This is a genomic window from Brevibacterium sp. H602 (assembly GCF_051172395.1).
In the GTDB taxonomy this organism is placed as follows: Bacteria; Actinomycetota; Actinomycetes; order Actinomycetales; family Brevibacteriaceae; genus Brevibacterium.
Map to the genome: position 1 here is coordinate 18,518 of NZ_JBPIZD010000005.1, position 24,448 is coordinate 42,965.

At 65.0% G+C, this 24,448-nt stretch carries 22 protein-coding genes; 6 read left to right on the top strand and 16 right to left on the bottom strand.

What is annotated here, in order from left to right:
- Window positions 1-18: 18 nt before the first annotated feature.
- From ACSBQT_RS05130 to ACSBQT_RS05140, 3 genes are all read left to right on the top strand, one after another.
- Complete coding sequence (locus ACSBQT_RS05130; protein WP_410711174.1) at window positions 19-987, top strand: 3-methyladenine DNA glycosylase; 969 nt, start codon at window positions 19-21, stop codon at window positions 985-987.
- A 129-nt stretch (window positions 988-1,116) separates the two neighbouring features.
- Window positions 1,117-1,788, top strand: coding sequence for an alcohol dehydrogenase catalytic domain-containing protein (locus ACSBQT_RS05135; RefSeq protein ID WP_435001033.1), 672 nt, complete (start codon window positions 1,117-1,119; stop codon window positions 1,786-1,788).
- A gap of 26 nt (window positions 1,789-1,814) precedes the next feature.
- Window positions 1,815-2,171 carry a zinc-binding dehydrogenase gene (locus ACSBQT_RS05140; RefSeq protein ID WP_435001034.1) on the top strand — a complete coding sequence of 119 codons (357 nt, stop codon included), beginning with the start codon at window positions 1,815-1,817 and terminating at the stop codon, window positions 2,169-2,171.
- Window positions 2,172-2,251: 80 nt separating this feature from the next.
- On the opposite strand, the gene ACSBQT_RS05145 is transcribed toward ACSBQT_RS05140, so the two are convergent.
- From ACSBQT_RS05145 to ACSBQT_RS05185, 9 genes are all read right to left on the bottom strand, one after another.
- Window positions 2,252-2,686, bottom strand: coding sequence for an HIT family protein (locus tag ACSBQT_RS05145; RefSeq protein WP_410711172.1), 435 nt, complete (start codon window positions 2,684-2,686; stop codon window positions 2,252-2,254).
- Between the two features lie 80 nt (window positions 2,687-2,766).
- Window positions 2,767-3,345 (bottom strand): maltokinase N-terminal cap-like domain-containing protein, encoded by a 579-nt coding sequence (locus tag ACSBQT_RS05150; protein ID WP_410711171.1) that lies wholly within the window; start codon window positions 3,343-3,345, stop codon window positions 2,767-2,769.
- 119 nt (window positions 3,346-3,464) lie between these two features.
- Window positions 3,465-4,250: an FAD-dependent thymidylate synthase gene (gene thyX / locus ACSBQT_RS05155; protein WP_062243820.1), complete on the bottom strand. Its 786-nt coding sequence runs from the start codon at window positions 4,248-4,250 to the stop codon at window positions 3,465-3,467.
- 93 nt (window positions 4,251-4,343) lie between these two features.
- Window positions 4,344-5,189, bottom strand: coding sequence for a Type 1 glutamine amidotransferase-like domain-containing protein (locus ACSBQT_RS05160; RefSeq protein ID WP_410711170.1), 846 nt, complete (start codon window positions 5,187-5,189; stop codon window positions 4,344-4,346).
- A complete protein-coding gene (locus ACSBQT_RS05165) occupies window positions 5,168-6,247 on the bottom strand; it encodes a lipoate--protein ligase family protein (protein WP_410711169.1) in 1,080 nt (359 codons plus the stop codon). The genes ACSBQT_RS05160 and ACSBQT_RS05165 overlap by 22 nt, the downstream gene beginning before the upstream one ends.
- Window positions 6,248-6,257: 10 nt before the next feature.
- Complete coding sequence (locus ACSBQT_RS05170; protein WP_435001037.1) at window positions 6,258-8,465, bottom strand: prolyl oligopeptidase family serine peptidase; 2,208 nt, start codon at window positions 8,463-8,465, stop codon at window positions 6,258-6,260.
- A gap of 74 nt (window positions 8,466-8,539) precedes the next feature.
- Window positions 8,540-9,202: a GNAT family N-acetyltransferase gene (locus ACSBQT_RS05175; RefSeq protein ID WP_435001038.1), complete on the bottom strand. Its 663-nt coding sequence runs from the start codon at window positions 9,200-9,202 to the stop codon at window positions 8,540-8,542.
- A gap of 78 nt (window positions 9,203-9,280) precedes the next feature.
- Window positions 9,281-10,852: a DUF222 domain-containing protein gene (locus ACSBQT_RS05180; protein WP_410711166.1), complete on the bottom strand. Its 1,572-nt coding sequence runs from the start codon at window positions 10,850-10,852 to the stop codon at window positions 9,281-9,283.
- Window positions 10,853-11,026: 174 nt separating this feature from the next.
- Window positions 11,027-12,463: an MFS transporter gene (locus ACSBQT_RS05185; RefSeq protein ID WP_435001040.1), complete on the bottom strand. Its 1,437-nt coding sequence runs from the start codon at window positions 12,461-12,463 to the stop codon at window positions 11,027-11,029.
- Between the two features lie 130 nt (window positions 12,464-12,593).
- Between ACSBQT_RS05185 and ACSBQT_RS05190 the strand changes: the two genes are divergently transcribed.
- Entirely contained in the window at window positions 12,594-13,310 is a 717-nt protein-coding gene (locus ACSBQT_RS05190) for a hypothetical protein (protein ID WP_410711164.1), read from the top strand.
- 158 nt (window positions 13,311-13,468) lie between these two features.
- On the opposite strand, the gene ACSBQT_RS05195 is transcribed toward ACSBQT_RS05190, so the two are convergent.
- A complete protein-coding gene (locus ACSBQT_RS05195) occupies window positions 13,469-14,560 on the bottom strand; it encodes a branched-chain amino acid aminotransferase (RefSeq protein WP_410711163.1) in 1,092 nt (363 codons plus the stop codon).
- 178 nt (window positions 14,561-14,738) lie between these two features.
- The gene (locus ACSBQT_RS05200) at window positions 14,739-15,776 is read right to left on the bottom strand and encodes a 3-isopropylmalate dehydrogenase (protein ID WP_410711162.1); all 1,038 of its coding nucleotides are present in this window, start codon (window positions 15,774-15,776) and stop codon (window positions 14,739-14,741) included.
- Between the two features lie 275 nt (window positions 15,777-16,051).
- Between ACSBQT_RS05200 and ACSBQT_RS05205 the strand changes: the two genes are divergently transcribed.
- Both ACSBQT_RS05205 and ACSBQT_RS05210 read left to right on the top strand, forming a co-directional pair.
- Window positions 16,052-16,903, top strand: coding sequence for an HpcH/HpaI aldolase/citrate lyase family protein (locus ACSBQT_RS05205; RefSeq protein WP_410711161.1), 852 nt, complete (start codon window positions 16,052-16,054; stop codon window positions 16,901-16,903).
- The gene (locus ACSBQT_RS05210) at window positions 16,900-17,601 is read left to right on the top strand and encodes a phosphatase PAP2 family protein (RefSeq protein WP_435001042.1); all 702 of its coding nucleotides are present in this window, start codon (window positions 16,900-16,902) and stop codon (window positions 17,599-17,601) included. Before ACSBQT_RS05205 ends, ACSBQT_RS05210 begins: the two co-directional genes overlap by 4 nt.
- Before the next feature lie 22 nt (window positions 17,602-17,623).
- Here ACSBQT_RS05210 and serA read toward each other — a convergent pair whose 3' ends face one another.
- From serA to ACSBQT_RS05235, 5 genes are all read right to left on the bottom strand, one after another.
- On the bottom strand, window positions 17,624-19,216 hold the full coding sequence (gene serA, locus ACSBQT_RS05215) for a phosphoglycerate dehydrogenase (protein WP_435001043.1): 1,593 nt from the start codon (window positions 19,214-19,216) through the stop codon (window positions 17,624-17,626).
- Between the two features lie 127 nt (window positions 19,217-19,343).
- Window positions 19,344-20,636, bottom strand: a complete 1,293-nt coding sequence (locus tag ACSBQT_RS05220; protein WP_435001045.1) for a GNAT family N-acetyltransferase — start codon at window positions 20,634-20,636, stop codon at window positions 19,344-19,346.
- 209 nt (window positions 20,637-20,845) lie between these two features.
- Window positions 20,846-21,877 (bottom strand): ketol-acid reductoisomerase, encoded by a 1,032-nt coding sequence (gene ilvC, locus ACSBQT_RS05225; protein WP_264799193.1) that lies wholly within the window; start codon window positions 21,875-21,877, stop codon window positions 20,846-20,848.
- 106 nt (window positions 21,878-21,983) lie between these two features.
- Complete coding sequence (gene ilvN, locus ACSBQT_RS05230; RefSeq protein WP_025779412.1) at window positions 21,984-22,499, bottom strand: acetolactate synthase small subunit; 516 nt, start codon at window positions 22,497-22,499, stop codon at window positions 21,984-21,986.
- Window positions 22,496-24,430 carry an acetolactate synthase large subunit gene (locus tag ACSBQT_RS05235; RefSeq protein ID WP_410711158.1) on the bottom strand — a complete coding sequence of 645 codons (1,935 nt, stop codon included), beginning with the start codon at window positions 24,428-24,430 and terminating at the stop codon, window positions 22,496-22,498. Before ACSBQT_RS05235 ends, ilvN begins: the two co-directional genes overlap by 4 nt.
- Between the last annotated feature and the right edge of the window lie 18 nt (window positions 24,431-24,448).

Below are 24,448 nucleotides of genomic sequence, written 5' to 3' on the forward strand. Positions count from 1 at the left end.
GTCTGGGACAATGGTGCGGTGACTTCCGCACTCTCGACCACGGCTCCCGCCCCGTACAGGGCGGCGACCGAGCGTACCGACGCATCGTCGGGCCGCCTCGGTGACGGTGTCGTTCCTGCCGAGATCTGGCGCGAGCTGCGTGACGAGCACGAACAACGGATCGCCGAGCGCACCGATGCGCATATCGAGCGGCGGATGCGACAGGAGACCCACCCGGTCGAAGACTTCCTCTTCACCTACTACCCGTTCAAGGTCGGGCAGCTGAAGAAGTGGCATCCAGGTCCTGGTGTGCGCGTTGCACTTGAGACGGCCGATCATCGTCGGTATTTCGATCGTCGGTGGTATCGCATCGACGATGCGCAGAATTTCGCCGAGGTGGACCTCGAGTCCTGGCGCACCGACCGTGGAGACGGGGCGAAGTTCATCGCCTCGCTGCTGTCGTCGACGCTCAACCGGAAAGCGAACTTCGGATGCTTCGGCATCCACGAATGGGCGATGGTCTACCGTCTCACCGACGAGCAGCGCCGTCATCAGCAGGTGCCGCTGCGGCTGAGCCCAGCCGAGACCGATGCCGTGGTCGAAGGCCACCGCATCCAGTGTTCGCATCATGATGCGTTCCGTTTCTTCACCGAACCGGCCCGGCCTCTCAACACCTTGCAGCCGAGCCGCGAGGGCATGGTCGCCAACGAGCAGCCCGGATGTCTGCACGCGGGGATGGATCTGTACAAATGGGCGATGAAGATCTCGCCGATCGCTGATTCGGATCTCGTCGTCGACTGCTTCGACCTGGCGCTCGACATTCGCACCTTGGATATGGAGGCCTCCCCCTATGACCTGCGCGGATGGGGCTACGGAGTCGTCGCCATCGAGACCGCTGCGGGCAAGGCCGAGTACATGGAGCGGCAGAAGGAGTTCTCTGGAAGGGCGCAGACGCTGCGGGCTCGACTGCTCGATGCCTTGGCAGTCGCCGAAGTCTATCCGCGCTGAGTCGCCTGGGGGCTGCGCTGGCTAGCCGCTGCGACTGCGCCGGGCCCGCCGTGCTGACCAGTCGCTGCGGCCGCGCCGCTTCGTGGACGTCTTCGCGGTCGCGGCACCGGCGCGCCTACGATCGACGGTATGCGTGCCATTGTCTTCGATCAGTTCTCCGTCCGTCCCCGACTCGAGGAGATTTCCGCTCCCACGGCCCCCGATGCCGGCGTCGTCATCGATGTCGAAGCCACCGGGGTGTGCCGCAGCGATCATCACGCGTGGGCCGGCCACGATGCGACGATCGCTCTCCCCCACGTGCCCGGGCATGAGCTGGTCGGTCGGGTCGCCTCGGCGGGTGTGGGCGTACAGGACTTCCGTGTCGGCCAGCGGGTGACCGTTCCATTTGTGTGCGGGTGCGGGACGTGCCGGTGGTGCGTTTCCGGCAATGCGCAGGTGTGCCCCGATCAGACGCAGCCGGGATTCACGCATTTCGGGTCGTGGGCGGATCAGGTCGTCATCCACAATGCCGATGCGAACCTCGTGGCCGTGCCCGACGATCTGCCGGCCGCGGCCGTCGTCGGGCTCGGATGTCGATTCGCCACTGCCTTCCATGGTCTGCGGGTGCGGGCTCGGCTTGCCGCGGACGAGACGGTCGCCGTCTTCGGCTGCGGCGGGGTGGGACTGTCGGCGATCATGATCGCCCGGGCCCTCGGCGCGAAGGTGGTCGCCATCGACGTCAGCGATGCGGCCCTGGAATCCGCCAGTGAGTTCGGTGCCGAACGATGCGTCAACGCACGGGGTCTCAGTCCCGAGGGCTGAGCGCCGAGGTGGTCGCGCAGTTTGCCATGACCGATCCGGATGGGGTGGCGGTGACCGTTGATGCTCTGGGTCGGGAGGACACGATTCGGGCGGCGATCGGTGCCCTGGCACCCTTGGGCCGGCATGTGCAGATCGGGCTGCTGCCCGCGGAGCCGGTCGTCGACCTGCCGCGGGTGATCGCGCTCGAACTCAGTGTGCTCGGCTCACATGGCATGGCTGCGGCTGAGTACCCGGAGCTCGTCGACCTCGTCGTTCAGGGGCGCTTGCGACCGCAGGACCTCGTCACGAATGTCATCGGCCTCGACGAAGCGCCCGCGGCGATGGAGGCGATGGGCTCCCCTGCTGCCTCGGCGGGGATGACGATCATCGACCTGGCACGGTGACGGTCGGCTACCCCGGCACTGTGCACCGCCTCGGCGAGGTCGGCCGCGACGATAGAGTCCGCACCTGCGGCGGCGGCTCCTCATCCCTCGCCGAGTGACTCCCGCATACTCGCGGCCAGAGAGCCGATGAGCTCCTGATCTCCGCGGACGCCGGGTGCGAACGGCAGACTCAGGCGGTCTTTGTCCTTGTCCCGGTAGCGCGGAATGACGTGCATATGGAAGTGGAAGACCGACTGCCAAGCCTCGGCACCACAGCAGTTGAGGAGGTTGACGCCATCGGCTCCCCAGGCGTCGAAGGCGTGTTTGGCGATGCGCTGGGACTCGAGCACCACTGTGGACAGATCCTCGGCCGGGATATCCCGCAGGTCCGTGCTGTGACGTTTCGGAACGACAAGCAGATGCCCATCCGACCCGGGCTGGATGTCCATGAACGCGAACGTCGACTCGGTCTCGGCGATCGGCGCACTCGGTGCGTCACCTGCGACGATCGCACAGAAAATGCAGTCGCTGCTCATCAGTTCCAGTTCCTCCCCGCAATGAGTTGGCTGTGCCGTACGGCGTTTGGCCCGGGCCCTCAGATCGTACTGGTAAGCCTTCAGACCATGATGGCGAGGACGACATTCGTGTCCTGGCCTTCCCAGCGGCCCAGCAGCAGACCTGCGTCGGACTTCTCGGCTGGTGATTCGGGCGAGAGACGGTAGAGGATCTCGACGTCGCCGGCGCCCGGCAGAGGTCCCGTCCCGAAGGCGTGGGCCACCTCGGTGATCTCTTCTCCCCGATTGCCCTCTTCGTCGACGCGGTACTGCTTCGCCGCGGTCGACGCGGTGGCGATGGTGTGGTCGAGGCGCTGCCGGAACAGCGGGTCGCCCATGCCGGCGTAGACCCACCGCTTGCCGAGCACCGAGTGATCCATGTTCGCCACGAATGCTTCGTCGGCGCCCTCGAGCGGTGCGCCGCGATAAGTCAGCGGCACCTGCAGCAGCTGGTCGCCGCTCCTCACGATGTGGATCTCGATGCCCACTTCGCCAGCGGGGTCGTCGAAGCGGTACGCGGTGACTGCCTCGAGCGGGTTTGCCGCGAGGTAGAGCTCGGTGGCCCAGTCCTGCTTGGCCACCCAGTCGGTGACGACGTCGAGCTTGCCGGGATTGAGCTGAGCTGCGTAGATATCTGCCATGACGGTTCCTCCTGAAATCTGTCTGACGTCGGCGTCAGGTGTGGCTGGGCGCAACAGGTGTCTGTAGGTGTGAGGCGCTCGGCGGTCTTCGGACGCTTCGCATCATGTCTTGCGTGGTCTCAGGCCTTGCGGGTGCCGGGGACCCATTCTCCGTCGACGACTTCGTAGTCGGCGAATACCGCCGGGGCCTCTTCGCGCATGACCTCGCCGATCTTGTTGAAGATGAGGCGGATCTCCTCTTCAGCGCCCTTTGCAGTGCGCATTTCGATGACGTGACGCAGCGAACGCAGGTTCGCGGTGTAGACGATTCCGGTGGCCAGGCCCTCGGGGGCGAAGCGACGCATGAACGAGGTCATGTGCTTCTTGTGGGAGAACTTCGTGCCCTCCTCGTCGAGTTCGAAATGCTCGGCCATCCACTGCTGATGCTCCTCGAGGGTGTCGAGGACCTTGAGGCTGCGTTCCATGAGTTCGGGATCTTCGCGTGCCCACTCGGGGAACCAGAACGGAATGTCGGTGAGGCGAACGTATCGCAGCGATTCCTGCGAGAACGCGGATCCCGCGCGGTGGCGGATGAGTTCGTGGGTGAGCACACGCGAGACGTTGTGGAGGACGAAGGTGAAGTTCGCGTGTTCGAGGACGGACCCGTGCTGGGACTTCACCACATTTCCGAGGTACTGCGCGGAATCGGTGCGCACGCGCGAGACGTTCGGGTTGAGTCCCGGCTCCCACGATCGGTAGCACATGCGTCCGGAGAACTCGAGGAGATCCTCGGCGTCGGGAGATTCCGCATCTTCGACCCGGTCCGCCCAAGAGGATCCGCCCACCTCGTCGAGGTAAGTCCTCATCGCTTCCCAATCGATATTGGGCTTGGCGAGCAGTTCAACGGACGGTTCGACCTGGCGCATGGCTCTCCTAGTGCAGGGGACGTGATTGATTCCCAATCCTACAGACAGCCCGGCTGGTTTCGGTGACCGGTCCGCACCGAAATCCTCCTCGCCTCAGCCGTCTTGGCTGACAGGTGCGGCGGGTCCCTTATCGTCGAAGTTGCGCAGGCTTCCGCCCGTATCGACGATGTAGGCTCGTGCCCCCGCGGATTCCGCCATCACCGAGGCGGCCGCACCGTCGACGTACACGACCGCGGCATGATCATCGATGGCGGTTCCGGGGCCGGGAAGTCGGCCACGCGCGATCCATTCCCGGAAGGATTCCTTCCGCCCGGGTTCGCCGTGGAAGTGCGGGCAGACACTCCCCCGCAGGAATCCGAGCCCATCATGCAGCGGAGCCAACGGACCGAACGAATCCGTCGAGGAGGCCTCGAACCAGCAGTTCGCACCGGCGCTAATGCCGGCGAGGATGGTCCCTCCGGCAGCAGCTTCTCTCATCCGCTGGTCGACGCCATGCCTGCGCCAGAGGCTGAGCAGGTTCGCCGTGGAGCCGCCGCCGACGTAGATGAGGTCCATGTCGAGCAGCATCGCCGGATCCTGGTAGTCCCACGGACTCTGCCCGAACAGGGAGAGGACATAGGTTCGCGCACTCGCCTCGAATGCCGCTTCGAACCGCTCGATATAGTCGCGGCTGTCGCCGGATGCCGTCGGGACGAAGCAGACGTGTGGGAGTCCAACAGAGGCGCCGAAACCGCTCTGAGCACCGGCCTCGTCCTCAGTGCCGGCGCGGATCCGTCTGGCGGCCATGCGCACCAGCTCGTCATCAATGGCCGAGGCCCCGGTCTCGGACGTCGAGAACCCACCGCCGCCGAGGGCCACGATCGTGCCACGGAAAGCAGTGGGTTCAGCGTTGCCCACGGCACACTGTGCGTCAGCACTCACGGCACGCGGTGCGTCCATTTCTCGGTCCCGAACTTCTCGTCGACCAGTTCCTGCGCCCGCTTCAGCTCGTCCTCGGTGTAGGTGCCGTAAGTGGCCCCATAGCGGGTGGCGAAGGTGTCCGCCATGACATCGATGATGTCCTTGCGTGCCTCACCGGTCTGACTCCGCAGCGGGTCGACGCGTTTCTTCGCGCTCGCCACTCCCTTGTCGGAGATCTTCGCTTCGCCGATGCGCAGAACTTCGACCATCTTGTCCGCGTCGATGTCGTAGCTCATGGTCGCGTGGTGGAGCAGTGTGCCGTCGCGATTGCGCTTCTGTGCGGCACCGCCGATCTTGCCTCCGGTCGAGGAGATGTCATTGATCGGCTTGTAGAACGCCTCCACACCGAGGGTCTTGAGCGCCGCGAGAACCCACTGGTCGAGGAACACATACGACTCCTCATAGTCGAGACCGGCGACGAGGGCAGGCGGGACGAACATCGAATAGGTGATGCAGTTGCCGCCCTCCATGAACATCGCACCTCCGCCTGAGATGCGACGCACGACCTGGACGTCGTACTTCTCCACACCTTCGGGCCGCAGCTCGTTGACGTAGGACTGGAAGGCCCCGATGACGGTGGCCGTGTCCTCCCATTCCCAGAACCGCAGGGTCGGCTGCCTGCGACCTGCTGCAACTTCTTCGAGCAGAACCTGATCGAGCGCCACATTGAGCTGGGTCGGCAGCACTTCGCCGCGGATGACCTGCCAGTCGAAGTCGGTGAAGTTCGCCGCCGAACCCAACGCCCGGCGCACGACGGCGGCGATATCGGCGGTGGAGAAGCCGTGCATCGCCAGTTCCGAACCGTAGCCGGCCAGAGCCTCGTCGAGGCGGCCGCGCAGCGCCGCATTATCGGCATTGACGCTGGCGCCGACGAGGGCCGGTGCAAGGTCGAAATAGGCTTCCTCGGGTTCGAGGAAGAAGTCCCCGGAGATCTTCACCTCGGTGATGGTCCTACCGTCGGTGGTGACATCGGCGACGACGAGTTTGCCGCCGATGACCTTGTATTCGCCGTGGAAGTGCTGCGTCTCGTTCGTCATGTCTCCCAACCTACTCCCCTGTCAGTGCGTTCCACATGAACCGGTAGCTCAGCGCCCGGGTGAACGCGGTCTGCTCGTTGTCCGAGGCGGCGGAATGTCCGCCTTCGGTGTCTTCGAAGAACCACACGTTCTCGATTCCGTGCGCCTGCATCCGGGCGGCCATCTTCCGTGCCTGCACCGGCCCCACCCGATCATCCGACGTGGCCGTCCAGAACAGCACCGGCGGATAGTCCTGTCCGTCCTCGAGGAGGTGGTAGGGAGAGAAATCCCTGATGAACGCCCAGTCCTCGGCCACATCCGGGTCTCCGTACTCGGCCTTCCACGAATAGCCGGCGCTGAGCTTCGTGTATCGGGCCATGTCCAGCAGCGGAACTCCGCAGGACACAGCGCCGAAGAGCTCGGGATATTGTGTGAGCATATTGCCGACCAGCAGGCCTCCGTTGGATCCGCCGGCGCAGGCGAGCGTCTGCGGGCTCGTCACTCCGCGGGCGATGAGGTCACGGGCCACGGCCGAGTGGTCTTCATAGCAGCGCATGCGGTTCTCTCGCATCGCGGATGTGTGCCACTCGGGTCCGTATTCGCCTCCGCCGCGGATGTTCGCGAGGACATAGGCGCCTCGGCGACCTGCTGGGAGGGTACTTCCGGTGGTGCTGCGGCTGAGCCAGCCGATGCCGACGACGGGCGAGTATCCGGGGGTGCGGCTGACTTCGAAACCGCCGTAGCCGTCGAGCAGGGTGGGATTCTCTCCGTCGAGCGCGAGGTCGTCGGCTCCGATCTGGAAGTACGGGATCTTCGTTCCGTCGGCGCTGGTGGCGAAGTGCTGCTCGACGCTCAGCCCTTCGGCATCAAACATCGCCGGAGCCGATTTGACCACCTCAGCGGTTGGCTCGTCAGAGTTCGTTCCCGCAGCTTCGTCCGAGGGACCCAGCGTGCCGTACGACAATGTCGAAGGTGTGAGGAAGCCGGTGCTGACCATCCAGAAGTCGTTGGCAGTCGCCGGGTCGTGCTTGTCGACTGCGCCGAGGCCGACCATATGGTTGGCCGGGACTCCGGGCAGGGCGGACTCGGCGAAGTCGTTGCCCAGGTCGAGGACCGTGAGCTTCGACTGCACGTCGGCGAGCAGCTCGAGCACGAGGTAGTCCCGAGTGAAGGTAAAGGACTGCAGCGAGGTGTGGGCGTCGGGGGTGAAGATCACGCGCGGAGCGATCTCGCCTGTCTTGACCGCATCGATATCGGCGATGGCGAGGCCGCCGGCGGCCACCTCGGTGGTGGCGGACTTCCATGTCGACTGGGGGCGGAAGAGTACGAGGTCGCGTTCGAAGCCGACCTCGACGTCGGTGGGGACGTCGACCCGGTTGAGAGCGTCGGCCCATGCCGTCGGCTCGACCGACAGCGAACCGTCTGCGCTCGTGATGTCGGTGAGATCGAGGAAGCTCATGGTCGAGTTGAAGAAGTCGATGGCGTCGATGATGACGGCGCGATCGGTGGCCTCGGTATCCGGGCGGATGTCGCTGCCGACGAAGATCGCCACGTGGTCGCGGGGCACTTCGGCGACGATCGGGGCGTCGTCGAGGCTCTGACCGCGGCGGAGCGCTCGGGCTTGGCGCGGATAGGACGAGGTCGTCAGTGAGTCGGCGTCGGTTTCGGTGGCGACGAGCACGGTGTCATCGTCGAGCCAAGCCAGCCGTGTTTTGGCGGCGGGGATGTCGAAGCCGCCGTCGACAAAGGCGCGGTCATCGAGGTCGAATTCGCGGACTCGGTGCGAGTCGCCTCCGTCCGGGGAAAGGAGGACGAGTGCACGCCGATTGTCGCTGCGGCGCACCATCGCACCTGACCAGACCCAGGCGGTGTCTTCTTCTGCGGCCAGTTCGTCGAGGTCGAGCAGCACCTCCCAGTCGGGTGCGGCAGTGCGGTAGCTGTCCCAGGAGGTGCGTCGCCACAGGCCCTTCGGGTTGGTCTTGTCCCTCCAGAAGTTATAGAAGTGCTCGCCGCGTTTGGTGACCATCGGGATGCGGTCGTCGGAGTCCAGTGCGGTGCGCAGATCATCGGAGATATCGTCGAAGAGGCCGTCGTGAAAACGGTCGAGGGTCTTCGCGTTCTGGTCCTTCACCCAGGCGATCTGCTCCTCGCCGTAGATGTCTTCGAGCCAGAGGTGTTCATCGTCGGGCAGATCGGCGCTCGTCGTCGGGTCCGTAGAGGGAGAGTCTTCTTCACGCATTCTCTCATCCTAGTGACCGCCGCTGACTCAGCCGCTTGGTGCCGCTGACGAGGAACTGTTCTGCCGTGGATGTCTCACCGCGGACTGCGGTACATGACCAGGCCGGGGCGCCCGTTGGGGGCTTCGGGCCCGTGGCCGAGTTCGGTGAAGCCGAGTGTCTCGTAGAGGCGTCGTGCCGGGCTGTCGATATCGTCGGTCTGCAGCCAGCAGCCGAAGCGTCCGACCTCGCCGATCCACGTTTCGAGAGTGCGTCGTCCCAGGCCCCGATCGCGCCGGTTAGGATCACGAGCGAGCAGGTTGAGAGCGAAGGTCGATTCGAGTTCGGTCGAAGCCCCGCCGAGGCGGCTCTGCAGTTCGAATGCCCACGGATATTTCTGTTCTTCCCACTTCCAATGGTGTCCGTAGGCGAATGAGCTCAGCCGTCCGTCGGGCTGCGTCCGGGTCAGGGTCATGAGGACCTGTCCGTTGCGGACGGAGACTTCGTAGACATCGGCGAACAATGACGCGAACCGCGGGTCCTCGTTCAGCGGCGGCTCGGCGGCAGCGGCCCCATAGACTGCTTCGACCTCGCTGCGGGGCGGGAGGACGCCGGCGACTCCCGGCCCCGAGGGCACGCCCTGCCACGACGGGCCCAGACCCGCCGGCATCCCCCACACGATTTCGACCGCAGGAACGTCTGCTTGGTCGGAGCGCGCGATGTGGTCAGCGGGCGACGGCTGCCCGTTGAGGTCGTTCATGACTATCACCATAGTCCCGCGACAGAGCGGGCAGTTGAACTTTCGGTGACCACTTGTCATCGCTTCGGCAGACTCGGTTCACAGCCTGCCTCGGTGTTCGATGATTGCGGCGCAGAGGAGTTCTTCGGTGGGACTCATCGGGCGTTCGTCGGCATCGAAGATATCGATTCCGATGGTGGTTCCGCCGACATCGACGGTTGCCGGCTGCGAGGTCCGGCGAACGTACCGCCATGGGATCAGCACCGAAAACGCGTGGTCAGTTTCCCGGTCGCCTCGTCCCGGCTCGGGGTCATGTTGTCGACCGGGAAGTTGCTGCCGTTCCCGATCGTGCTGCTGATCAGGAGGATCCTGCTTGCCTGGACCGTGACGCGCACCCGGACCTCCGTCCTGACCAGAGGCGCATCCGGGATCGGGGTCGCTGAGTGGTTTGGTGCGGGTCTTGTAGTGGTGGCCGGTCGGCGTAACGACTTCGAGGGCGTCGGCAGTTGCCTTGTGGCGCCACCCGCTGAGTTCCTTGAGGTAGTTGCAGGCGGCGCATAGTCCAGAGGCGTTGTCCCATTCGGTTTCGCCGCCGGCGGCGGCAGCGTCGGCATGATCGGCGTGCTGGATGGGTGCCTCGCACCAGGGCGAGCGGCAGACGTCGTCGCGGAAGACGACCATACGTCGAAGCAGCCCGGAGAATTCCCTGCGGCGCGAGTCCATCCTCACGAGCTGCCCGTCTTCGGGCCGCGTGTAGAGCCTGCGGATGAAAGTGGCGGCCTCGTTTTCGGCAACGACAGCCCTGGCGGCCTGTGCCGGGATCGGGCCGACTCCGGGGAACCATGCCGATTCTTCTCTTGGCCCGAACAGACTGCTGTCCTGCATGATGAGGTGGATTTCGGTGGGCACTGCCGCAGCAGCAGCCTGCCCGGTCAGTCGCTCGACGAAGAGGTCGGCAGCGATCTGATTCTGACCTCGGCCGTCGGCACTGCCGGTGGCGATGACAGTCTGCGCCGACTTCTTGAGGTTGGCGAATGCGGCGACAGCCTGCGGCATCGGCAGCAGAGCGGTCAGATAGGCCATGTTTCCGGGTGCCGGACGCACGCTGACCGCGCGTTCTTCGGTACAGCGCTCGAGGTGGTCGACCGCAGCCTTTTGGTCGAGTTTCTGCGCCAAGGCCCTCACTTCATTGCCCAGTCTCCTGACGCCCACTTCGGCCAGTCGATCGGCCATCCGCTCGTCGAGCTCGTGCTTCTTCTCCCGCGGAAGCCAGTCGGATTCCTTTGCGACCGTCCGGGCCTTCTCCTCAGAGATGTCGCCGCCCTTCATCGCCGTGTAGACATTGGGCAGGTCCAAGAGCAGGGTGCGCGAGAATTTGAGCAGCGCGTTGCCACGGTGCCGGGAGACCTTTCTGGCCAAGCCGATCTCCGCACCGACTCCGAGTCCCTGTTTCTTGCTCGGAACTCCGTCTTCGGCTTCCCGATTCTTACGGTGCATATCGAACGTCAGGGATTCGCGGGCCTGCGCGGCGGCGCAGGCGGAGGTCAGCTCCTCGAGTGCCGAGATGCGATCGATCGCTTCTTCCTCGGTCGCGGCCGGAGGCAAATCGGACAGGCTGTCACGCCACCGAAGTATCTCGGTGAGTACGACTGGAACCTGCTTTGCCTCCATGCCCAGAACATTACAGTCCGGCACTGACACAAGAGTCCACCTGGGCATCTGTCCAGGTCAGACGTCCGTGGAGGCAGATCGGGCGCTGACCTCAATGAGGCGCGGACAGTGGCCCTTTTCGACTGAAGGCTACGTTGCTCCTGTGGCCCGATCAGCCCGACTCCCGTGGCCGGATCAGCTCAGTTCTTCACCGGTGGTCTCTCGGGCGAGGAAGCCCATGAGCAGCACGGCGACGACCACGAGCGCTCCTGTGAGGACGAACGTCAGGGTCAAGCCGAGCACGGGCCACATGAACGCACCGAAGACGATCGGAGCGATACCTGTCGCCAGTCGGGACGCTGCCGATGCCCAGCCGAAACCGGATCCGCGCAGTCGGGTGGGATAGAGCTCGGAGACGTAGGTGTAGAGCGTCGGGATGGCGATCTGGATGACGAAGCCGAACCCGATGATCGCAGCCTTCGCTGTCCAGGTGAGATCGGCGCCGGAGGCTTCGATGAATACGGCAGATCCGACGAGGAGGACGGCGGCCACGATCGATGAGACCCCGAGCACCCATTTGCGACCGAATCGTTCGACGATGAGCGCGGAGACGATCACGCCGAGGATGCCCACCGCGGTCATCGACCCGGTGACGAGGAATGCCGCCTGATCGGCCAGCCCCTGCTTCTTGAGGATCCCCGGCAGCCATGTCAGTGCCGCGTAGTAGACAAGGAGGACAGAGACGAAGAGCGACCAGGCGACGAGCGTCGTCTTCGCGGAGTGCTGCCACAGCTGCACCAGCTGGCCGCTGGCCGCGCGCAGCTGCCTGCTGACCTTCGGCCCGGAGCCCGAAATCGGCTCGGTCTGCGACAAGGCAGGGCCTGTCGTCGGCGACGCGGTAGAACCCTCTGCCGTTTCATGGGTCCATTCGGTGACGTCGGCACCGGTGCGCTCGACCAGTCGCCTGATGATCGCATCGGCCTCTGCGTAGCGTCCGACCGAGGCCAGATAGAGAGGTGATTCCGGAATCCCGAAACGCACCGCCACCGTCAGCAGAGCCGGCACGATCATGACGAGCATGATCAGGCGCCAGTCCCCGAAACCGAGCAGATAGGCCGAAACGAACGCGCACAGCGAGGCGCCGATCGGCCACCAGCCGTCCATCGCCGTGAGCACGCGTCCGCGGTGACGGCTGGGAGTGAACTCCCCGACGAGGGCGTAGTCGACGGGGATGCATCCGCCGAGCCCGAATCCCGCCAGGAAGCGGAAGAGGATGAACCACCCATACGCGGGTGCGAAGGCTCCGGCGACGGTGAAGATCGAGAACACGAGCAGGGTGAGAGTGAATGCCTTCTTCCGCCCGATGACGTCGGCGATGCCGCCCCAGATGAAGGCACCCAGCGCCATGCCGATGAGGTTGGCGGTCGCGATCCACGCGGCCTGGCCGACGCTGAGGCTCCAATAGTCGCTGAGCAGCGGAATGAGGAATCCGTTGAGGGCGACGTCCCATGCGTCGAACATGAAACCGAGCCCGCCGATGATGAAGATGGCACCTTGAGTGCGCCACTTCCATGGCAGGTGAGCGATGACTTCGGAGGCTGTCGGAACCGACGCCGAGGTGGTCGTGTGCACGACTCCACGGTACCTCAATTAGCTCACGACTGAGTAAAATAACGAACCCTGGTCTCGCCGACCGAATCGATCTACACTGACACGAATTCTCGAGCCAGAGACATGGTGCCCGACAGAGCAGGTGGACCGCGTGAACGACCACGGTGAGGTCAGCGCCGCAGCAGTGGTCTCCTCATTGACCTTTGACAGAACCGCCACCCAACTCCGCTTCCTGCTCGGCGGCAGCGGTCTGTTCTTTGTCGCCGTCTTCGCTGGCGCCGCTGTCGCCATCGGCTTCGTCATCGAGCCCGCGGCGGCAATCTGGGTCATCCCCGTCTCACTCGCCCTCGGCATCGGAATCACCATCGCATTTGCGCGGTGGGGAGCGCTGTCCATGATGGCGTTCGTCGCTGATGAACATCTTCGGGTGCGCGCGGTTCTCGGAGCCCCGGGGATCCGGCGCCTATCGAGGAAGCTAGGCAGCCAGGCCTACCTGCGGAACGAATTTCTCCTCGGTCTCGCCATCGTTGTCATCTATCTGCTCATCGCGGTGCTTGTGCCCCTGACCGGTCTCGGTGTGAATGGTTCAACCGCAGTTCTGGCCTTGCCGATGCTGTGGATCGGCTCCGGAGCCGGATTCTTCATGATCCGCGCCGGACTGCGGATCCACCCCGAAGACACTCCACTGGAGAGCAATGTCGCCGCCCCGCTGGCCGCCGCCTATCTCCTGAAGCACGGCGGCTTTGACGAACTCACCACGGGGATTCCAGCCGATAAGCTCGTCAGCAACATCACCGACTCCGACATGGAGAACATCGACCGGGTGTCGTCAGCTCTGGCCCGAATCCGTCATCTGCCCCCTCCCTGACCAGGCATTCGCCTACTCCCTGACCAAGCATCCGCGCGTTCACCAGCGGAACCCGTTGTCCCAGAGCACAGCAAAAGGGGCCGGGAACCGCGATCAGTTCGCGGTTCCCGGCCCCTCTCAGCACGGTCCCGGAAGACGGCACCGGGCCTGATCCAAAATCAGGCCAGACGCACGAGCCAGTTGTTCTTGTCCTCGACGCGTCCGTACTGGATGCCGAGCAGCGTCTTGCGCAGCTCCATGGTCGTCTCGCCGGCCTCTTCACCATGGTCGATGGTGAAGTCTTCGCTGACGAGCTTGCTGATCGGCGTGATGACCGCAGCGGTGCCGCAGGCGAACGCCTCGATGATCTCGCCGCTGGCCGCACCCTCGCGCCACTCCTCGATGGAGATCTGACGCTCTTCCGCCTCGAGTCCGAGCTGAGGAGCCAGTTCGAGCAGCGAACGGCGGGTGACGCCGTCAAGGATCGAATCGCTCAGCGCCGGGGTGAGCAGCTTGCCGCTCTTCGTCACGAGCATGAGGTTCATGCCGCCGAGCTCATCGATGTACTTGTTCTCCACCGAGTCGGTGAACAGCACCTGCTGGCACCCCTTGGCGGCCGCCTCGTTAGTCGCCACCAGCGACGATGCATAGTTGCCGCCGCACTTGGCGAATCCCGTGCCGCCCGCGCCGGCGCGCTTGAGCTTCGGCGAGAGCCAGATCGACACCGGCTTGATGCCCCCGGAGAAGTAGGGTCCGGCCGGCGACGCGATGGCGTAGTAGTCGACTTCGTGGCTGGCCCGCACGCCGAGGAACCGCTCCGTGGCGATCATGAACGGCCGCAGGTACAGGCTCGACTCATCGGCGTCCGACTCCGGCGTCGGGACCCATGCCTGATCGAGGCTGACCAGGTGCTTGAGCGAGTCGATGAAGTCCTCTTCAGGCAGCTGCGGCAGCGCGAGACGCTCGGCGGACTTGTTGATGCGCGCGGCATTGCGCTCAGGTCGGAACGTCCACACCGAACCGTCGGCATGACGGTAGGCCTTGAGCCCCTCGAAGATCTCCTGGGCATAGTGAAGCACGGCGGCTGCCGGGTCGAGCAGCAGCGGACCATACGGACGGACCTCGTGACCCTGCCAACCGTCATCGACCGTGTAGCGGATGTGCGCCATATGGTCGGTGAAGTACTGGCCGAAGCCGGGATCCTTCTTGATGTTCTCGCGCACCAGCTCGGGTTGCGGCTGGAGGTTCTTAAGAACGGTGAAATCTGTCATGAAAACTCTTTTCTCACTTGTGATGAGTGACACTTTCAGGGTAGTCCATCACCCCGGCGCTCGTCGCACCGGGGTGATGTCGTCAATCCTGAAATCGGGTGTCGCTCGGTTGGGTTCATCCTCGCAGAGATGACCCCGTCGTCACCCACCCGCCCCCTCGCCGAGGCGGTCGATCCGGTCAGCCGAGGCGTGCCGCGATCGCGTCGCCCACCTCGGCGGTGGACCGCTTCGTTCCGTCACGCTCGGCGAGGTCGGCCTCGACGGCCGTCTCAATCGCCTTGGCCACGGTCTCGAGCCCCAGATGGGAGGCCATGAGCGCCCCCGACAGGATCGAGGCGGTCGGGTCGGCGATCTGCTGCCCGGCGATGTCCGGAGCGGATCCGTGGATCGGCTCGAACAGGCTCGGCGCCGTTCCTTCGACATTGAGGTTCCCCGAGGCGGCCAGACCGATTCCACCGGTGACCGCGGCTGCGAGGTCGGTGAGGATGTCGCCGAAGAGATTGTCGGTGACGATGACGTCGTAGCGCTCGGGATTCGTGACCATGTAGATCGTGCACGCATCGGTGTGCTCGTAGTTGACAGCCACCTCGGGGAACTCCTTGCCGACCTTCTCGACCACACGACGCCACAGGTGACCGGCGTGGACCATGACATTGTGCTTGTGCACGTAGGTGAGTTTCTTGTTCCGTGCCTGAGCGCGGGCGAACGCATCGCGGACCGCACGCTCGACGCCGTACCAGGTGTTGACCGAGACCTCGGTCGCGACTTCCTGCGGGGTGTCCGTGCGCACGGAACCTCCGGATCCGGTGTACGAGCCTTCGGTGCCCTCGCGGACGACGACGAAGTCGATCTTCCCGGGGTCGGCCAGCGGGCTGGTGACTCCGGCGAACAGCTTCGAGGGACGCAGATTCACCGCGTGCCCCAGCCCGAAGCGCATCTTGAGGATGACTCCGCGCTCGAGCACGCCGGAGGGCACGGACGGATCTCCGCAGGCGCCGAAGAAGATGGCATCATGTTCACGCAGCGATTCGAGCTCTTCGTCGGTGAGCGTCTCACCGGTCTCGTGATAGCGCTGAGCACCGACCTTGTAATCGGTGAGCTCGAGCTCGACGGGCTCGCCGGACACCTCGATGGCGCGATTGAGGACTTTGAGGCCTTCGGGGACGACCTCGTTGCCGATTCCATCTCCGGGCATGACTGCGATTGAGAACTTCATGCTCACAGAATAAGACTCAATCTCACGATACAACTGCAGCGTCTTACGATGTGAACCGTCATCTGCGCCGTCGCAGAGGTGCGGAGGTGCGCCGACCTCCGCCGCTGCCCCGCGCTCCGTGCGCCGCTGCCCCACAGTTCGTGTGCCGACATGAACAAATTCACGTCTCAATCACTGTTCTCGGCTACACATCCGACGCCGCAGGGACGAAAATGGAGACAGCACCCCAAACCCCGTGGGGCCGCACGCAACCAGCCCCGAGAGAAAGTCGATCATTGACCGAAATCATCCGCAACGCCCGCGCCGCAGCTCTGCCCGCCAAACTCTCCCGGTCCTGGCTGCTCGTCAATGCTGCGAGGGAGGAGCTGTTCACTCCCGCGCAGACCTCGGAAGCGGATTCCGTCATCTTCGACCTCGAGGCTTCTGTCGCCGATGACAAGAAGATCGCAGCTCGCGACAATGTCGTGCGCGCCCTCGATTCGGGAATGTCCGCCTGGGTGCGCATCAACAAGATGGAATCCGAGTTCTGGGCCGACGACCTCGCCGCCGTCGCCATGCTTCCGGGACTGCGCGGAGTCATGCTGCCCGAGACCGAACGCCCCGAGCAGGTGTCCTACACCGCGATGCGCGCGAAGGCCGGACTGCCCGTGCTCGCCCTGCTGGAATCGGCCCGCGGAGTGGAGAACGCCACCCGCATCGCCGAGGCGCCCGGCACCTTCCGCCTGGCCTTCGGCACCAACGACTTCCGCAAGGACACCGGCTTCTCCGGCGATCCGATGGCTCTGGCCTATGCCCGCTCACGTCTGACGATCGCCTCCCGCATGGGCGGCCTGCCCGGACCCATCGACGGTCCTTCGGCCGCCGACGCCGATGATGAGACGGTCTGGGCCGATGCCGAAGTCACACACATGATGGGTATGACCGGAAAGCTCGTCCTCACTGTCGACCAGGTCAACACCCTCAACGAGGCCATGAGCCCGAGCGAGGACGAACGCGATTGGGCCCGCCAGATGCTCGAAGCTGCCGAAGGCGGATCCGAGATCACCGACGGCTCCTACCTGCCGCGCCTGACCCGTGCGAAGAAGATCGCGTCCATGGCCGACGCCTACGGTCTCTGGAACGCTTGAGCCGACAGCCGCCCTGGCTGCTGTGGGCGACACTGCCCGCCGTTCTGCTCGTCATCGCCTTCGGGCTGTGGCTGCATCTCGAACGCATCGGGCCCACTGCGATCGATCAGTCGTGGCTGGAATTCGCCGGCCTCGACAGAGGTTCGGTGCCGTACTGGACCGCCGTCGTCCTCGCCGAAGTCGGCGGCGGCACGGGTGTCGTCATCTGCACCGCGCTGCTCGCAGGCGTCTTCGTGCTGCGCAGACGCCTGCGTTCGACGATCGTCCTCGTCACCACGATGCTCGCGGGCATCGCCGCCTCGGAGATCCTCAAGGCCGTCGTCACCCGGCTGCGCCCCGGCGATCAGCTCTACGAATCCTTGGGATTCTCCTATCCTTCAGGACATTCGATGGGCGCCGCCGCGCTGGCCATGAGTCTGGCCATCATCGCCTGCCGCCGTCATCAGCTGCGCGGATCGGCAGCCCAGGCAGCAGAAGCTCAGCCACCGAGGATGGGCTTCCATTGGTCGTTCATCCTCGCCGGGATCTGGATCCTCGGCATGATGTGGTCGCGGACCGCGCTCCAGGTCCATTGGCTCACCGACACGATCGCCGGTGCCTTCATCGGCATCGCCGTCGCCGTTCTCGTCGACGAACTCTGGACCCTGACAGCGCAGAGGACCCGCTCACCCCGCTTCGCACTGTGGCTTGCGGGGTGAACGGGTCCTTCTGCTGAGGGGCTCAGTCCTCCTGGAGCGAGACGCCGGTGAAGGCCGAGGCGTTCACGGCACCGGCCACGGCCTTGACGACCTCGTCCGAGACGACCGAATCCACTGCCAGGACAGACAGCGCCTCATTGCTCGTCGACGCGGGCGAGACCTGCATTCCGGCGATGTTGACGTTGTTCGCACCGAGCGCCAGACCCAGCTGACCGATGATTCCCGGACGGTCCTCGTAGCGGAAGATCAGCAGGTTGTCGGTCAGTTCGATCTCGAGCGAGTAGCCGTCGACCTCGGTGAGCTTCTGCACGAGCTTCGGACCGGTGACCGTGCCGGACACGGAGATGCGCTGACCGGTGCTCGTCGTCGCGGTCAGTCGGGTGATATTGCGGAACGATTCGCAGTACGGATCGGTGACGAGCTCGACGCCGATTCCGCGCTCTTCGGCCAGCAGCGGAGCGTTGACGTAGGAGACCTGATCGGACACGACGTCCTTGAACAGGCCCTTGAGCGCGGAGAGCTTGAGGACGGAGACGTCCTTGTCGGCGATCTCGCCGTTGACCTCGACCTTGAAGTGGGTGACCGAGGAATCGGCCAGCGCGTTGACGACCCGGCCGAGGCGCTCGGCCAGGGGAATTCCCGGACGCACATCCTCGTGGATGGCGCCGCCTGCGACGTTGACCGCGTCGGGGACGAGTTCCCCGGCCAGGGCCTTGCGCACGGACTTCGCCACGGCGACGCCGGCCTTCTCCTGAGCTTCATAAGTCGAGGCGCCGAGGTGCGGGGTGACGTTGACGGCGTCGAGGTCCATGAGCGCCGAGTGTTCCGGCGGTTCGACGTTCCAGACGTCGATTCCGGCGCCGCCGACCTCACCGTTGGCCACGGCCTCGGCCAGGGCCGCTTCGTCGATGATGCCGCCGCGGGCGACGTTGATGAACCGCGCTCCCGGCTTGGCCGCCTTGAGCTCCTCGGTGCTGATCATGCCGACCGTCTCAGGCGTCTTGGGCATGTGCACGGTGACGAAGTCGGACACGGCGAGCAGGCCGGGCAGGTCGAGGACCTCGACGCCCATCTGAGCCGCGCGTGCCTGAGTGATGTAGGGATCGTAGCCGACGAGTCGCATGCCGAAGGCCTTCGCGCGTTCGGCGACGAGTCCGCCGATGCGGCCGAGGCCGACGATGCCCAGGGTCTTCTCGTAGAGTTCGACGCCGGTGTACTTCTTCCGGTTCCACTCCCCCGCCTTCAGCGAGGTGTTTCCGGCACCGAAGTAGCGAGCCGAACCGAGGATGTGGGCCATCGTCAGCTCGGCTGCGGAGATGATGTTCGAGGTGGGTGCGTTGACGACCATGACACCCGCCGAGGTGGCCGCGGGGACATCGACATTGTCGAGTCCGACTCCGGCGCGGGCAATGACCTTGAGGTTCTTCGCCGCGTTGATGGCTTCGGCGTCGACCTGCGTGGCAGACCGGACGAGGATCGCATCGGCGTCGGCGATGGCGGGCAGGAGCTGGGATCGGTCGGCGCCCTCGGTGTGACGGATCTCGAAGTCTCCTCCGAGAGCTTCGATGGTGGCCGGTGACAGTTCTTCGGCGATGAGCACGACGGGCTTGGGCACTGATTTCCTCCTGTTGCGTCCGGGACGCGTCCACCTTATGAGACTTTCAGGATTCCTTCACAAGGTCTCAGATTCTGGGAAGAATCGCTCAACAGACCGTCTGGGTCGCGAAGAATCCGCGGAGTGCTCAGAACCCGTTCGGCGAGTACGGCGCGCGCCCCAGGCTGAACATCGCGCTGGCGAGCACGGCGGATCCCGGTGTCTGCTCATCGATGCGTCCGGCCCGGGCGAGGATGACGGGATCAGCTCCGCCGAGGTACAGCGACCCGAGCTCGGCGATGCCGAGCCCCAGGTCTGCCGGCGTCGAATCGGAGGCGGGGGTCACCTCGGCGCTCTCACCATCCGAGGTGATCGTGAAGCGTCCACCGGCGAGGTCGAGGGAATCGTCGATGTCGATCGTCAGCGTTCCGGGCACGTACCAGGGCCGGGCTTCGAGCGCGGCCTTGACGTCGAGGATGCGGATCCAGATGTTGTCCTCGCTCGCGACAGTCTTCACGCGCCGGGAATCGGTGAGCAGCCACGGCAGCGGGGAGTACTCGGCGGACTCGCCGAAGGTCACGCGGGTCGACAGGTCGATGGCGGCGAGGAACGACCACAGGGAAGCGTAGGCCGCATCGGTGGCGGCCACGAAGTCGATGATGTCGACGGTCGGCGGGGTCTTCGACCAGCCGGCGAATTTGTAGGACACATAGCCGTCGGGCTCGCCATGTTCGTCGAAGTGCAGGGCCGCGCGGACGCCGCGATCTTCTTCGCCGGTCTCGGTGTTCAGCGCCCCGGTGGCACGTTCGATGTAGGTCTGCTGGCGCTCCATCGCTCCGGGCGAGGTGCGCATGAATCGGTCGTAGATCCTCGGAGCGAGTTCGCGCAGCTCGCTGGGCAGGCACATCTCGACCCGGCGATCGGGTTCGCGGACCATCTTGAACCCGGGTGAGGTGTCGACCTCGATCGAACGCAGCCAGGTGGCCACGCCGAAGCCGAAGCGCGAGTAGATTCCGCCTTCGGTCGCGGTCAGTGCGGCGAACGGATAGCCGGCCGCTTTCGCCTCGGCGAGGTCCGTGGTCATCAGCGACCGCAGCAGTCCGCGCCGACGATGGGTCGGCCGCACCGTGATCCAGGTGATGAGGTGCCCGGGGACCAGCCGTCCGCCGCCGACGTTGACGAGCTTCTCGAACCAGGCGAAGGTCGCGACCGGGATCGACGACTCCAGTCCGTGGCCGAACTCCTGGTCGGCATAGACGGCCGTGAGCTTGCGCCCATCGGCGATCGCCCGCTTCACCCTGCCCAACAGGGCCGCATCAGTGGAGCGGGGGTCGTGGAAGCCGACGCTCGTCGAGGCGAAGTACGCCTTGGTGCGCTCATCCGGCTCGCCGGTGGCTTCGTCGATGGTGGGCTCGAAGTCTTCGAATCTGTAATTCGTCACACATCCACAGTAGTGCAGATCGGGGCCGCCGTCGGGAGATTCTCCCGATCGATGTCTGCCGCCCTGGGATCGCCGAGGCACTGGGATCGCCGAGGTGAATGCGAAGGAGCCCCGGACATCTGTCCGGGGCTCCTTGCCTCAGTCGGCCGCGCTGGGGCGGACTCAGCGTCGCAACGGAGGGGCCGCCTCGGCGAGGTTGAGATTCAGACTCAGCGAGCGGCAGTGCCCTCGGTGTAGTCGTCGTCGGAATCCTTCAGCCATGCGAACATCTTGCGCAGCTCGCGACCGGTGGACTCGATCGGGTGAGTCTCTTCCTTGGCGCGCAGCTCCTTGAACTCCGGTGCACCGTTCTTCTGGTCGTTCATGAAGCGCTCGGCGAACTTTCCGTTCTGGATGTCGTCGAGGACGCCCTTCATGTTCTCCTTCACCTCGGGGGTGATGACCCGCGGGCCGGAGACGTAGTCGCCGTACTCAGCGGTGTCGGAGCAGGACCAACGCTGCTTGGCGATGCCGCCCTCGACCATGAGGTCGACGATGAGCTTGAGCTCGTGGAGGACCTCGAAGTAGGCGATCTCGGGCTGGTAACCAGCCTCGGTCAGGGTCTCGAAGCCGTACTGGACGAGGTGCGAGACGCCGCCGCAGAGCACGGTCTGCTCACCGAACAGGTCGGTCTCGGTCTCCTCGGTGAAGGTGGTCTTGATGCCGCCGGCACGCAGGCCGCCGATTCCCTTGGCGTAGGACAGCACGGTGTCCCAGGCCTTGCCGGAAGCGTCGACCTCGACAGCGACGAGCACGGGCACACCGCGGCCGTCGACGAACTCACGACGAACCACGTGGCCGGGCCCCTTCGGGGCGACCATGATGACGTCGACGCCCTCGGGAGCCTTGATGTAGTCGTAGCGGATGTTGAAGCCGTGGATGAACACGAGGGTCTTGCCGGGAGCCAGCTGATCCTTGATCTCGTTGTTGAAGATCTCGGCCTGAACCTGGTCGGGTGCGGCGATCGTGATGACATCGGCCCATGCGGCCACCTCGGCGGGGGTGCCGACCTCGAGGCCCTCAGAGGCGGCCTTGTCGCGGCTGGCCGAGCCTTCCTTGAGGCCGATGCGGACTTCTGCGCCGGAGTCGCGCAGGCTCAGCGAGTGGGCGTGGCCCTGGCTGCCGTAGCCGATGACGGCGACCTTCTTGCCCTGGATGATCGACAGGTCTGCATTGTCGTCGTAATAGCGTTCTGCTGCCATAGTTCTAGCTCCTTCGGATTACGGGGTGATGTCCCCATTGTTTCACAGTTCGGTACTGCTGTTCACGTATTGAGATGAGCGGGGTTCCACAAGTTGGAACGCAAAATCAGCTGCGCAGTGCACGGTCGGTGATCGACTTCGCCCCGCGGCCGATGGCCACGGTTCCCGACTGCACGATCTCCTTGATCCCGAAGGGTTCGAGGACCTCGCGCAGGGCTTCGACCTTGCCGAGTTCACCGGTGGCCTCGATGCTCACGGAGTCGGGTCCGACGTCGACGATCTTCGCCCGGAACATCTCCACCGCCGAGGCGACCTGGGGGCGCGTGGCCGCATTCGCCTTGACCTTGTAGATGATGTGCGCACGGCGCACCGAGGACTCGGGTTCGAGTTCGACGATCTTGATGACGTTGACGAGCTTGTTCAGCTGCTTCGTCACCTGCTCCAGCGGAACGTCGTTGACGTCGACGACGACGGTGATCCGCGAGAGCTCCTCATGCTCGGTCACACCGACGGCAAGGCTGTGGATGTTGAAGCCGCGGCGGGCGATGAGTCCGGTGAACCGGGTGAGCACGCCGGGTTTGTTCTCGACCAGGACAGAAAGAGTGTGTCGGCTGTTGTTCATTCCAGGCCTCCTTCGATCTGAGCCACGGAACGCACCGTGCCGTCTTCGTTCGCTCCGGCCTCGGCGATGGCGGCCTCGGCCTCCTCTTCGCCCTCTCCGTCGAACTCGGGACGGATGCCGCGGGCGTACTCGATCTCATCGTTCGACACGCCTGCCGCGACCATCGGCCACACCATCGCATCCGGTGGGACCGTGAAATCGAGGACGACCGGTCGGTCATTGATCGACAGCGCCTTCTCGATTGCGGCGTCGACATCCTCGTTGCGGTCCACGCGGATCGCCTCACAGCCGTAGGCTTCGGCCAGTTTGGCGAAGTCGGGGATGCGGATCGTCTCGTGACCGGTGTTGAGGTCGGTGTTCGAGTAGCGGCCGTCGTAGAACAGGGTCTGCCACTGACGGACCATGCCCAGCGACGAGTTGTTGATGATCGCGACCTTGATCGGAATGTTGTTGAGCGCGCAGGTGGCCAGTTCCTGATTCGTCATCTGGAAGCAGCCGTCACCGTCGATCGCCCACACCACACGGTCGGGCTGGCTGACCTTCGCACCCATGGCCGCGGGCACGGAGTAGCCCATGGTGCCGAGTCCGCCGGAGTTCAGCCAGGACTTGGGGCGTTCGAATTCGATGAACTGAGCCGCCCACATCTGGTGCTGTCCCACTCCTGCCGCATAGACCGCCTCGGGGCCGGTGAGCGCGGAGATCCGCGAGATGACGTACTGCGGATCGCACAGTTCGCCGTGCGTCTCATAGCCGAGCGGGTAGGTCTGCTTGAGACGGTTGAGGAAGCGCCACCACGGTTCGCGCTGGCGCTCCAGAGCCTTGGGGAACTTGCTGCGCATCTCTGCGAGCATCTCGGCGAGCACTTCGCGGGCATCCCCGACGATGGCGACATCGACCTCTCGGTTCTTGCCGATCTCGGCCGGGTCGATATCGGCGTGGATGACCTGGGCGTTCGGAGCGAACGAGTCCAGCTTTCCGGTCACGCGGTCGTCGAAGCGAGCACCGATGGCGATGAGCAGATCGGCCTTCTGGAAGGCGGTGACGGCAGGTACGCTGCCGTGCATTCCGGGCATGCCCAGGTGCAGCTGATGTGAGTCGGGGAAGGCTCCGCGCGCCATCAGCGTGGTGACCACGGGGATGTTCGTGGCCTCTGCCAGACGCAGCAGCTCCTTCTCGGCCTCCGAGCGGATGACTCCGCCGCCGATGTAGAACACCGGGCGCTGAGCCTCGGACATCAGGCGTGCTGCCTCGCGGATCTGCTTGGCGTGCGGCTTGAGGATCGGGCGGTAGCCGGGAAGCACCGGCTCTTCCGGCCAGACGAATGGCGCCGTACCGGTCTGCGCATCCTTGGTGATGTCGACGAGCACGGGGCCGGGACGGCCGGTGGTCGCGATGTGGTGAGCGTTGACGAGTGCCGCCGGAATGTCCTCGGCACGGGTGACGAGGAAGCTGTGCTTGGTCACCGGCATCGTCATGCCGACGATATCGGCTTCCTGGAAGGCGTCGGTGCCGAGCAGCGACGAGGCCTGCTGACCGGTGATCGCGAGCATCGGCACGGAGTCCATGTGCGCATCGGCCAGGGCCGTGATGAGGTTCGTCGCACCCGGGCCCGAGGTGGCGATGCACACGCCGAGCTTGCCCGATGCGGCCGCATAGCCTTCGGCCGCGTGGCCGGCGCCCTGCTCATGGCGGACGAGGATGTGACGGATCTTCTCCGTCTCGAACAGCGGGTCGTAGGTGGGAAGGATGGTGCCGCCGGGAAGCCCGAATACCGTGTCGACCTCGAGCTTCTCGAGGCTGCGGACGATCGCCTGTGCGCCGGTGAGGACCTCAGGGCCGGTGTTGCGGCGAATGCTGGACGGTGTGGCTGTGACCGGTGCGGACGCGGGTTGAGTGCCCGTGTCCTTCGCGGTCGAGGGCTTGGCTGCCATCGATTCCTATCCTTCCTA